The organism is Streptococcus infantis ATCC 700779, from assembly GCF_000187465.1.
Lineage (GTDB): Bacteria > Bacillota > Bacilli > Lactobacillales > Streptococcaceae > Streptococcus > Streptococcus infantis.
Window position 1 is genome coordinate 1,222,284 of the sequence record NZ_GL732439.1, and the last position, 12,174, is coordinate 1,234,457.

Sequence of the window (12,174 nt, forward strand, 5' to 3'; positions counted from 1 at the left end):
TAAAGTCTCCTTCTATCCGAGTTTCTAAACTTTATAAAAAAACACTACTAGAAAAACTCTAGTAGTGTTATTTTAATTCAAATCTATCTTAGTAAACTGTCTTTTCAGTTTCTACATCGAAGAAGTGAGCTTTATTCAAGTCAAATCCAAGTTCCACAGTTGCACCAGCTTGCAAGTAGTCACGTGCGTCAACCTTAGCAACGAATTCATCTTTACCAACTTGGCAGTATAGGTGAGATTCTGAACCAAGCAATTCTGATACAGAGATAGTTGCTTTCACAACTGATTCTGGGAATGTTTCAAGGAAAGCAGGTTCTGCGTTCACGTCTTCTGGACGGATACCGAAGATCAATTCTTTACCTTCGTAACCTTTATCGCGAAGAACTTTCAAAGCACCTTCTGGAACTTTCAAGTTAAAGGCATCACCAACGATGTGGTCACCGATCAATTTTACGTTGATGAAGTTCATAGCTGGGCTTCCGATGAATCCTGCTACAAATTTGTTAACTGGGTTTTTGTAAACTTCTTGAGGAGTACCGATTTGTTCAACACGTCCGATAGTACCAGTACCAGCAGGGTTTTTAGTAGCTGACATGATAACGATACGGTCTGCAAGTGTCATCGCTTCTGTTTGGTCGTGAGTTACGTAGATAGTTGTAGCTCCGATACGACGGTGGATTTTAGCGATTTCAGCACGCATAGATACACGAAGTTTTGCATCCAAGTTTGACAAAGGTTCGTCCATCAAGAATACCTTAGCGTCACGGACGATCGCACGACCCATGGCAACACGTTGACGTTGACCACCTGAAAGGTCAGCTGGTTTACGATCCAAGAATTCTTTCAAACCAAGAATTTCAGCTGCTTCTTGTACACGTTTGTCGATGTCTTCTTTGCTGTATTTACGCAATTTCAAACCGAAAGCCATGTTATCGTATACAGTCATGTGTGGGTAAAGAGCGTAGTTTTGGAATACCATGGCGATGTCACGGTCTTTTGGAGCTACGTCATTGACAACCACGCCGTCGATAGATGCAGTACCTTCTGTGATGTCTTCAAGACCTGCAATCATACGGAGAGTAGTTGATTTACCACATCCTGAAGGTCCTACGAAAACGATAAATTCTTTGTCTTTGATATCCAAGTTGAAGTCTTCAACTGAGTAGTGTTCGCTATTTGGATATTTTTTGTAAATATTTTTAAGATTTAATTCTACCATTGTGGAGAACTCCTTTAATTTTTGATAGTTTTATTATAAATGAAAACGCTTTACATTTCTATGGCAAGGTGACCAAAAAAATAAAAAAGTTCTGTGCAACTTGCACAAAACTTTAAATAATATCTGGTAAAATCAATTGATAACACAAGGTCAAATCAGTCAATTCTTTCAACTGAAGCCCTGTCAATTCTTCCCATTTATCAATCTTGTATTGGAGAGAATTGCGGTGTAGATAGAGCTGTTGTGCTGTTTTAGTTAGGACTGCACTATTTTCCCATAAGGAGAGGATGATTTCCTGAATTTGATCCTGATCCAAAATCATCTGGTGGAGATATTCTTTGATAAGACCCAATTCCACCATTTTTTCACCCATACTCCAAAGGTAAAGTTGAGAAAAAGTATGGAATCCTTGATGACCTTGACGCCACCAGTTTTTAAACAAGTCACGTTCTGCTTTGATGAGATCTGTCAAACTCTGATTTCCTGTTTGCGACCAGACCTGACCAAGCATGATGGACAAACGCACCCCAAAGTCGTATTCTACGGCTTCCAAGGTATCCATCAAGATTGAGCGAATCGAGGTATACTTGTCCTGCTGGAGAACAAAAAGGTAATCCTGAGCGCCAACCTGAAGCACTGTCTCGCAATTAGGAAAGAGGGTTTTCATCATATCCAACCAAGAAATTAAGTTTTCCTGTTGGTAGTAAGAAAGGTGACAATAAACAATCTGTAGCTTTTTAAAGCTCTGCGGGGCTTGTCCCTTGCCCTCAATCAAATAGCTATACCATGGATTGAGAGAGATGGTTTGTTCCTGCTGGGTTAAGAGAGCCACCAACTGTTTTTCACGTTCACTAAGTCCAGCTTCCTCTAGTAAAACCCACTGTTGAGAAGACAAAGGAAGCGTCAACCAACCTTCCTTATCGACTGGCTGGTCTACGATTTGAGCTTGTGGAAACCAATCTAGTAATTCTTTTGCAATCATACCTAGCCCTCCACTTTTTGGATACACCAAGAAATCAAGGTTTCTAGGCGCTCCACATTTTCGGTCATATGAAGGTAGCCCATGACCGCTTCAAATCCCGTAGACATGCGATAGGTCACCACATCCGCATTCTTAGCCTTAGTGTGACTATTGGTATTGCGACCCCGTTTGTAGATTTCTTCCTCTTTTTCCGTTAGGACTTCTTCTTCCAACATGAGGGAAATCAAGCGAGCCTGAGCCCTGGCCGATACATACTTGGTTGCCTCTTGGTGGAGTTTATTGGGCTTGGTCATGCCTTTTAGGATGAGGTGACGGCGAATATACATAGAATACACCGCATCTCCTTCAAAAGCTAGAGCAATCCCGTTAATGAGATTGACATCAATCACGTGTCCACCTCACTCCATCCTTGGTATCCAGTAGCTTAATCCCTTGAGCAGCTAATTGGTCACGAATTTGGTCAGCTGTCGCAAAATCACGATTGGCACGCGCTTCTTGACGTTTTTGAATCAAAACTTCGATTTCTTCATCCAAAACTTCCTCGACAAAAACAATACCAAAGACCTCTAACATAGCCGTAAGAGCTTCCTTAACCGTTGCATCATAGTTGCCTGAATTGATCCACTTGGCCATTTCAAAGACAACTGTGATTCCATTAGCCGTATTGAAATCCTCATCCATAGCAGCTACAAACTTATCTTTAAAAGCCTGTAACTCCCCCGAATCTACAGTTCCAGTAAATGGTTGCTCATAGGTATTTTTCAAATACTTGAGATTAGTCTCCGCATCACGCACAGCCTTTTCCGTAAAGTTGATAGGTTTGCGGTAATGCTGAGTCGCAAAGAAGAAACGCAATACTTGACCGTCGATCGTTTCGAGGGCATCGTGTACCGTAATAAAGTTACCCAATGACTTGGACATCTTGACATTGTCGATATTGACAAATCCATTGTGCATCCAGTAGTTAGCAAAGGTCTTACCTGTCTTGGCTTCTGACTGGGCAATTTCGTTGGTGTGGTGTGGAAACTCAAGGTCAGCTCCACCACCGTGAATATCGATAGTATCACCCAAAATCTCCGTTGACATGACTGAACACTCGATATGCCAGCCTGGACGACCAGGACCCCAAGGGCTGTCCCAAGAAATCTCACCTGGTTTGGCTGCTTTCCATAGGGCAAAGTCCACAGGATTTTCCTTACGAGCCGTCTCTTCATCTGTTCGACCTGAAGCACCTAGTTCCAAGTCTTCCAAGGTTTTATTAGCCAATTTAGCATAGTTGTGGGATTTTTCCACACGGAAGTAAACATCCCCTTGACTCTCGTAGGCATAGCCTTTTTCAATCAGGTCAGAGACAAAGCGGATGATATCAGCCATAAACTCGACTACACGAGGATGACGAGTCGCAGGCTTCACACCCAAGGCTGTCACATCCTCACGAAAGGCAGCGATATACTTGTTCGCTACTTCCTGAGGTGTGATACCTTCTTCCTTGGCACGGTTAATAATCTTATCATCCACATCTGTGAAGTTAGAAATGTAGGCAACTTCATAGCCACGGTATTCAAAGTAGCGACGAATGGTATCGAAGGCTACTGTCGAACGGGCATTCCCTACGTGAATGTAGTTGTATACAGTTGGCCCACAGACATACATCTTAACCTTGCCGTCCTCGATTGGGACAAAATCTCGCAAATCACGAGACATGGTGTCATAGATTTTAATCACTCACTGACTCCTTTCTGTGTCTTGTTTATCGTAAAGAGTCGTTTCAATCCAACTCTCTAGCAATTACTAATGCTATCTCAAAGAAAGTCATAGCATCTGCTTTTCTTTCTTCGTATCTTGCATCCCACTCATGATTATGATGGTCAACATAATCAGCTGTATAAAAAAATTGATAAACTTTTGCTTGTCGAAATTGTGCCCAAGCCATGATTGCTGAGGCTTCCATATCTACAACAGTCGCACCTGCTGCTAGTCTACGTTTGACCTTATCAGCTGTTTCACGATAGAAAGCATCTGTGGTCCAAGCCTTTGTTCGAATGTGCTCAATATCAGATTTTTTTAAAGCTTCTTCTATGGTTAAGAGTAGAGTTTCATCATAAGCTATTTCATCACTTGCAGGAGCGTAATGGTAACTTGTACCTTCATCACGTAGAGCTGAACTTGGTAGGATAATCTTATCTGCCTGAATAGACTTATCTAGAACTCCGCAAGAACCCAAAACAATAAAGTTCTTAAATCCTCTTGCTTTGAGTTCTTCTAAGAGTCCAACAACCATCGGGGCTCCAATCGTAGCTATAGCAACTGCTACCTTAGTCCCATCTTTTTCATAGATATACCATGGAAATCTACCATTTAGATTAGTTAGATAGCCACCTTCGTAAACATCTTCAAACTGCTTTACTCGTTCAACGATTTCTCCATTAAAAGATAAAATAATCGTATCACAGATTTCTCCACCACTAAGGAGGCTTCGATCAGTTGGCTCGATAACAGCAGGTACATTTTCAAATTCTTCTAATAGCATCGGCCTAACCTCCTAATTAAAGAGTCACTTCTCATTACAAACCAGACGACCTGTGACTGGCTTCTCTAGCATGCTCAAGTTTATTGACGTAGTATTCACGTTTTTCTTCGACTTCGTGAATGGTTGGTTCATCCTTTTGCCCGTGAACTCGAACAATCTTAGCAGGAATGCCGACAACCGTCACATCACTAGGAACATCTGCCACAACGACAGCAGCGGCACCGACTTTGGCATTTTCACCGATTTCTACAGGGCCGATGACTTGGGCATGAGCAGAGATAAGAGCTCCTTTGCGAACAGTCGGATGGCGTTTACCACTATCCTTACCTGTCCCACCAAGAGTAACCCCATGGTAGAGAAGAACACCTTTTTCAACGATAGCTGTCTCCCCAATCACAAGTCCTGCCCCATGGTCAATAAAGACACCCGATTCGATCTGAGCACCAGGGTGAATCTCTATCTGCGTCCAAAAACGCCAAAACTGGCTGTGCATACGAGCTAAAAGCTTAAAGCCATGTTTCCAGAGAAAATGAGAGAGACGGTGAGCAGCCAAGGCCTTGACACCCGGATAAGTCAGCAAGACTTCCAAGGTAGTGCGAGCCGCTGGATCATTTTCTTTTACGATATCAATGGTTTCACGCCACCATCCCATACATTTCTCCTTTCTTATTCTGAGTCTTTTGGTGTTTCTGTAGTTTCTTTCTTAGGTTTGTGGTCCTTGTGGTGGTGACGAGGACGATCGCCATGACGATGACCTTTTTCCCCTTTTTCTTCTGAACGTTCAGGTTTTGGCGGACGTGGCAAGAGTGCCTTCATAGAAGCATCTACACGACCTTTTTCATCAATCTTAATAACCTTCACATCTACAAAATCACCAATTTGAACTAAATCTTCTACATTGTTAGTACGAGTCCAAGCCATTTCAGAGATGTGTACGAGGGCATCTGTCTTGTCAAAGAGGTTGACAAAGGCACCAAATTTCTCGATACGAACAACTTTGGCATGGTAGACTTCGTCCACTTTAGCTTCACGAACCAAACCAGCAATGATCTCTTTAGCACGGTTGATGGCATCTTGGTCGCTAGAGTAGATAGATACGTTACCTTCTTCGTCGATATCAATCTTAACGCCTGTTTCAGCGATGATCTTATCGATGGTTTCTCCACCCTTACCGATGACAATCTTGATCTTGTCCACATCAATCTTGATGGTATCAATTTTCGGAGCTGTTGGAGCCAATTCTGGACGAACTTCTGGAATAGTAGCTTCAATCACATCAAGGATTTCAAAACGAGCTTTCTTGGCTTGAGCAAGAGCTTCCGTCAAGATTTCTGCAGTAATCCCTTGGATCTTGATATCCATCTGAAGGGCTGTAATCCCGTCGCGAGTACCTGCAACCTTGAAGTCCATATCTCCAAAGTGGTCTTCCAAACCTTGGATATCTGTCAATACTGTATAGTTGTTACCATCTGAGATGAGACCCATAGCAATACCTGCTACTGGTGCCTTGATTGGCACACCACCAGCCATAAGGGCAAGAGTTCCGGCACAGATAGAGGCTTGAGATGAAGAACCGTTTGATTCCAAGACTTCTGCTACTAGGCGGATAGCGTATGGGAATTCTTCCAAGCTTGGCAATACTTGAGCAAGAGCACGCTCCCCAAGAGCACCGTGACCAATTTCACGACGACCTGGTGCACCGTAACGTCCAGTTTCCCCTACAGAGTATTGTGGGAAGTTATAGTGGTGCATAAAGCGTTTCTTGTACTCTGGATCCAAACCATCGATGATTTGCGTTTCACCCATTGGCGCCAAAGTCAAGATAGAAAGAGCCTGAGTTTGTCCACGAGTAAAGAGACCTGAACCGTGCACACGGGGAACAAAGTCAACAACCGCATCCAAAGGACGGATTTCATCGACCTTACGACCATCAGGACGAACCTTGTCTTCTGTAATCAAACGGCGCACTTCTGCGTGTTCCATTTGTTCCAAAATTTCAGCCACATCACGCATGATACGGTCAAATTCTTCGTGGTTCGCATATTTTTCTTGGTAAACCGCAGTTACTTGGTCTTTGACTGCTTGAGTTGCAGCTTCACGAGCTAATTTTTCTTCTACTTGGACCGCTTTTTGAAGGTCGCTATTGTAGACCGCAATGATTTCGGCTTGCAATTCCTCATCTACATGAAGCAATTCAACTACTGCTTTTTCTTTACCTACCGCCGCAACGATCTCTTCTTGGAAGGCAATCAATTCTTTGACAGCTTCGTGTCCTTTAAGAAGAGCTTGTAGCATGATTTCTTCTGACAATTCTTTGGCCCCAGACTCTACCATGTTGATAGCGTGTTTGGTACCAGCTACTGTCAATTCAAGAAGCGAGCTCTCTGCTTGTTCTTGAGTTGGGTTGATGATGATTTCACCATCGACATAACCTACTTGTACCCCAGCGATTGGTCCGTCAAATGGAATATCTGAGATAGACAAGGCCAATGATGAACCAAACATAGCTGCCATTGGTGCAGATGCATTTTCATCGTAAGAAAGAACTGTATTGATCACTTGTACTTCATTACGGAAACCTTCCGCAAACATGGGACGGATTGGACGGTCAATCAAACGCGCTGTCAAAGTCGCATCAGTTGAAGGACGTCCTTCACGCTTCATAAAGCCACCAGGAAACTTCCCAGCTGCGTACATTTTTTCTTCGTAGTTAACTTGGAGTGGGAAGAAATCCCCAGTTGCCATTTTCTTAGACATAACGGCTGCAGTCAAGACAGTTGACTCACCGTAACGAACGACAACAGCGCCATTTGCTTGCTTAGCAACCTGACCAGTCTCTACGATCAACTCACGACCCGCAAAAGTCGTTTGAAACACATGTTTTGTCATTTTAATCCCCTTTGGATTGATAAAATTATACGCCTTGCCTACAAAAATCAAGATACTAAGCCGTTAAGCAACTCAAAGGAAAATAGGAAATCGAACGACGGAGCGAATGCTCCTAGGTAGATTTATCTTTTTCCACAGAGTTGTAGGCGTGTTCAATTACTCATGAAATTTTGAACATTTAGAGTTGAGTTTTTGCAACCTTAATAACTTAAATACCCTCATCTTTGTATCAAGTACGTACAGAGTCTATTTTATCATATTTTTCTTAAAAAGTGCGGTCTTTTCTATCAAAAAAGAACCATTCTTCTCACCAGAAAAGAATGGTCTGCTTGTTTTATTTTACAGGCTGATGGTTAAACAAGGCATGGGTTGCTTGATGAATATATTGGGCAGTTTCTGCATTGTTCATAGTGTAGAGATGCACACCTGCAACGTCTTGCGTTACCAAGTCCACGATTTGGTCTACGGCATAGGCAAGTCCTGCTGCTCTGAGTGACTCAGGGTCATTCTCATACTTGTCCAAGATAGCCTTAAACTTACGTGGGAGATGGATATTCTCACAAGTCTTCAAGAGACGAAGAGCTTGGTTACGGTTAAGGATTGGCATGATCCCTGCATGAATGGGAACATCAATCCCTGCCAAGGTACACTTGTCTTGGAAATCGTAGAAACGCTCATTGTCAAAGAAAAGTTGCGTTACTAGACTAGAGCATCCTGCATCCACTTTTTTCTTGAGATTTTGAATATCTGAGATTTGATTTGGCGAATCTGGATGTCCTTCAGGATAACAAGCACCAATGATATCAAAGTGTGGGGCCTGCTCCTTGATGAACTCAATCAAGTCTGTCGCATAACGGAAATCCTTCTGTGGTTCAACACCTGGAATGATATCTCCACGAAGAGCCAAGATTTTCTGAACACCAACTTTATCCAAATCTGCAATAGTCTCAGCCACCTTATCCTTAGTTAGATAAATAGCTGGCAAGTGAGCAATGGTCGGAATCTCCAAGTCATTTTGGATATAGTCTGCCAAACGAACCGTCGTCTCTTTGATATTAAATTTATTATTGCTGGCAGTCACACTGATGAAGTGTGGTGCCAAGCCCTGCATGTCTTTCAGGGCTGCAATAATTTTGTCATTGCCTACTGCTGGGTTTGGAGGGAAAACTTCAAATGAGAGTGATGGTGTTTGACGTGACATATGTATGAACCTTTTCTAGTTGATTTCTTACTGATCAACCGTGTAGAGAGAACTGTCTTTTCTTACAATTTCTCACGCGCAGCTTTGGCAGCTTCTACAAGGCGGATCAAGCTTTCTTTCGTTTCTGGAATACCACGTGTTTTCAAACCACAGTCAGGGTTGATCCAAACTTTCTTGCTTGGTACTTTCGCAAGGATAGCTTCGATTGTGTGGTCGATTTCGCCTTCATTAGGCACACGAGGTGAGTGGATATCGTAAACCCCAGGTCCAACTTCTGTTTGGAAGTTTTTCGCTTTGAGTTCGTCCAAGATTTCAAGGTTTGAACGGCTCGCTTCAAATGAGATAACGTCTGCATCCATGTTGTCGATAGCTGGGATGATATCTGTAAATTCTGAGTAACACATGTGAGTGTGAATTTGTGTGTCTGGCGCTACTGTTGAGTGTACCAAGCGGAAGGCTGGAATAGCCCAGTCAAGGTAATCTTCGTACCAGTCGCTACGACGGAGTGGCAATTTCTCACGAAGAGCAGCCTCGTCGATTTGGATGATTTTCACGCCTGCAGCTTCAAGGTCAAGAACTTCATCCTTGATAGCAAGAGCAATTTGAAGAGTAGAATCCTTGATAGAGATGTCTTCACGTGGGAATGACCAGTTAAGAATTGTAACAGGTCCAGTCAACATACCTTTAACAGGTTTGTCCGTACGGCTTTGTGCGTAGCTAGACCATTTAACAGTGATTGGGTTGAGACGAGTTACATCACCCCAGATGATTGGTGGTTTAACCCCACGCATACCGTATGATTGTACCCAACCGTTCTTAGAGAAGAGGTAACCAGACAAGTTTTGACCGAAGTACTCAACCATGTCATTACGCTCGAATTCACCGTGTACAAGCACGTCAAATCCAACTTCTTCTTGCCATTTGATCCATTCGTCGATGGTTTCAGCAAGGAAGGCATCGTATTCTTCTTGTGACAATTCACCCTTACGGAAGGCCAAACGTTTCGCACGAACTTCCTTAGTTTGAGGGAATGAACCGATGGTAGTTGTTGGAAGAGCTGGAAGTTTGAAAGCTTCTTCTTGGATAGCTTCACGTTCTGCGAAGGCTGGCAAACGAGTGTAGTCTGCGTCTGTCAATCCAGCGATACGCGCACGAAGTTCAGCATTTTCACCAACACGTTCAGTCGCAAAGAGTTCTTTGTTTGCTGCAAGAGCTTCTGCACCTTGACCGTTGCGGATAGCATCCAAGTCACGGATTTCATCCAATTTTTCAACTGCAAATGCAAAGTGGTTCAAGATAGCTGGTTCAAATTCTTCGTTAGCAGTTGTAAATGGCACATGAAGAAGTGAGCATGAGCTAGTCAAAACGATGTTTTCAGCTGGGATTTGCTCAAGAACAGCCAAGCTCTTTTCGTAGTTGTTACGCCAGATGTTCTTACCATTGACAATACCTGCATAGAGAGTCTTGTCAGCTGGGAAGCCACCTTTAACGAGTTCAAGAGTTTTCTTACCTTCAACGAAGTCAAGACCGATCGCATCTACTGGCAATTTGACAAGGTCAGCGTAAACGTCACGAACGTCACCGAAGTATGTTTGAAGCAAAACTTCAAGACCTTTCTTGTCAGCCAAAAGCTTGTTGTAGATGTTCAAGAAGAGAGCTTTTTCTTCTTCTGTCAAGTCTTTGACAAGAGCAGCTTCATCGAGTTGGATACGAGTTGCACCAAGTTCAGCCAATTTAGCAAAAACATCTTGGTAAGCAGCTACTAAGCTATCTACGAAGTCTTCTGCTTTCACGCCTTCTTCATAGTCTGACAATTGAAGGAAAGTGAATGGACCTACAAGGACAGGACGAGTGTTAAGACCAAGTTCTTTAGCTTCTTGGAACTCATCGAAGATCTTGTGACCAGCCAATTTTACTTGAGTGTCTTTTTCAAATTTAGGAACGATGTAGTGGTAGTTAGTGTTGAACCATTTCTTCATCGGAAGGGCACGAACATCCCCTTTTTCTCCTTGGTAACCGCGTCCCAAAGCAAAGTAACGTTCAAGATCAGACAATTCCAAGTTTTGAACAGATGCAGGAACTACGTTGAAAAGGAAAGCAGCATCTAGGAAGTTGTCATAGTGAGAAAAGTCATTTGATGGGATTTCAGTGATGCCTTTTTCTTTGACGATGTTCCAGTGTTTAGCACGCAATTCTTTAGCAGCAGCCAAAAGTTCTTCTTCTGAGATTTCTTTTCTAAAGTATTTTTCAGTTGTAAATTTTAATTCGCGGAATTCACCTAAACGAGGGAAACCGATAATTGTAGTTGACATGTTTTGTCCTCCAAAAATTGTTGTTGAAACTATCTTAACAGAAAAGAAACTGTCTGTATAATTGTAAAAAATTAGGCTTTGATATAGTTTGAAACTATATCTCGATTTAAAAGACAAAAAAAGATTTAGAGAAGATTCCCTAAATTCTTTGGTAAATATAGATTGATAGCCTTTCAAGGTTGCTATGCTCTTCATAAAACGACAGTAAATTGACAACTACCTATGGCTTGCTATTAGAAAAGACTATAGGTTGATCCCCTTGTCACGGAGATTAGCCAGACACTCCTCATAGTAGGCATGGTCATGTTCACTATAGATAGGACTTTTCAGCTTTTCCTCTGGTAAGTTTTCATAAGGAGGGCAGGTCTTGCCACGGTAGTTCTTATCCAGCCACTCTGGACTGACATTGTAGCCACGGTCAGCCATCTCCTCCATGATCAAGCGATGATAGGCATAGAGACGATAGGGCGAGTGGGTAAAGACATAGTCAACCGTCGCATGCTTTTTGCCCCAACCATTGCCACGAAGGGCACAGCATTCTCGATGTTGTCCCAAGAGCTGAGGACGGGGAAGTCGTGAAATCAAAGCCTCATGCCAAAGTCTCATGGGAGTCTCCTTTCAGCAAGGTAGAATGTTGCAGATAAGCATTTGGGTATCGTTCAAGCAAATCTCTCGTCTTAGCAATCAAGTCCTCCTTGGAAGCTTGAGCAAAGCGATAGCGATCCAGCAGGAGCATATAATCCTTGCGTTCAGCATCAGTCGCTTTCTTTTTAAAATAGCCCCAAATATGCTGAAAAGCGTTGCAAACTTGACCCCTGTGTTCTGGAATCTGGCAGGCACGGTCAATCATCTCTTGAACCTGACTCAGCTCCACTACTTCTTGCTTGAGATACTGGCGAATGTCCTTGTAAATATTGCTAGAATGGCTCAAAACAAGGTATTTATTTTCCGCCCAGAGTTGCTGACAAAGGGCACGTTGGTTGTTGTTTTCCATATTTCTCCTAACTTTCTACTAGTTCCCAGGAAATACGGAAACAAAGT

General features: G+C 42.8%; 11 protein-coding genes. All 11 read right to left on the bottom strand.

Features of this window, described 5'->3' with window-relative positions; translation table 11 throughout:
* Positions 1 to 88 precede the first annotated feature (88 nt).
* The 11 genes from HMPREF9423_RS08440 to HMPREF9423_RS08490 all read right to left on the bottom strand — a co-directional run bounded on the left by HMPREF9423_RS08440 (position 89) and on the right by HMPREF9423_RS08490 (position 12,127).
* Entirely contained in the window at positions 89 to 1,219 is a 1,131-nt protein-coding gene (locus tag HMPREF9423_RS08440; protein ID WP_004251267.1) for an ABC transporter ATP-binding protein, read from the bottom strand.
* 112 nt (positions 1,220 to 1,331) lie between these two features.
* Positions 1,332 to 2,201, bottom strand: a complete 870-nt coding sequence (locus tag HMPREF9423_RS08445; RefSeq protein WP_006148899.1) for a helix-turn-helix domain-containing protein — start codon at positions 2,199 to 2,201, stop codon at positions 1,332 to 1,334.
* Between the two features lie 2 nt (positions 2,202 to 2,203).
* Positions 2,204 to 2,590, bottom strand: a complete 387-nt coding sequence (locus HMPREF9423_RS08450) for a Mini-ribonuclease 3 (protein WP_006148900.1) — start codon at positions 2,588 to 2,590, stop codon at positions 2,204 to 2,206.
* Positions 2,583 to 3,926, bottom strand: coding sequence for a cysteine--tRNA ligase (gene cysS / locus HMPREF9423_RS08455; protein WP_006148901.1), 1,344 nt, complete (start codon positions 3,924 to 3,926; stop codon positions 2,583 to 2,585). Before cysS ends, HMPREF9423_RS08450 begins: the two co-directional genes overlap by 8 nt.
* Before the next feature lie 43 nt (positions 3,927 to 3,969).
* The gene (locus tag HMPREF9423_RS08460) at positions 3,970 to 4,731 is read right to left on the bottom strand and encodes a nucleoside phosphorylase (protein WP_006148902.1); all 762 of its coding nucleotides are present in this window, start codon (positions 4,729 to 4,731) and stop codon (positions 3,970 to 3,972) included.
* A gap of 34 nt (positions 4,732 to 4,765) precedes the next feature.
* Positions 4,766 to 5,383 (bottom strand): serine O-acetyltransferase, encoded by a 618-nt coding sequence (gene cysE / locus HMPREF9423_RS08465; protein ID WP_004251281.1) that lies wholly within the window; start codon positions 5,381 to 5,383, stop codon positions 4,766 to 4,768.
* Positions 5,384 to 5,397: 14 nt separating this feature from the next.
* Positions 5,398 to 7,620: a polyribonucleotide nucleotidyltransferase gene (gene pnp / locus HMPREF9423_RS08470; protein WP_006155897.1), complete on the bottom strand. Its 2,223-nt coding sequence runs from the start codon at positions 7,618 to 7,620 to the stop codon at positions 5,398 to 5,400.
* Positions 7,621 to 7,954: 334 nt separating this feature from the next.
* Positions 7,955 to 8,821, bottom strand: a complete 867-nt coding sequence (gene metF, locus HMPREF9423_RS08475) for a methylenetetrahydrofolate reductase [NAD(P)H] (protein WP_006148904.1) — start codon at positions 8,819 to 8,821, stop codon at positions 7,955 to 7,957.
* Positions 8,822 to 8,883: 62 nt separating this feature from the next.
* Complete coding sequence (gene metE / locus HMPREF9423_RS08480; protein WP_006155898.1) at positions 8,884 to 11,133, bottom strand: 5-methyltetrahydropteroyltriglutamate--homocysteine S-methyltransferase; 2,250 nt, start codon at positions 11,131 to 11,133, stop codon at positions 8,884 to 8,886.
* Positions 11,134 to 11,376: 243 nt separating this feature from the next.
* The gene (locus HMPREF9423_RS08485) at positions 11,377 to 11,739 is read right to left on the bottom strand and encodes a TIGR02328 family protein (protein ID WP_006148906.1); all 363 of its coding nucleotides are present in this window, start codon (positions 11,737 to 11,739) and stop codon (positions 11,377 to 11,379) included.
* On the bottom strand, positions 11,723 to 12,127 hold the full coding sequence (locus HMPREF9423_RS08490; protein WP_006148907.1) for a YbgA family protein: 405 nt from the start codon (positions 12,125 to 12,127) through the stop codon (positions 11,723 to 11,725). The genes HMPREF9423_RS08485 and HMPREF9423_RS08490 overlap by 17 nt, the downstream gene beginning before the upstream one ends.
* Positions 12,128 to 12,174: the final 47 nt, after the last annotated feature.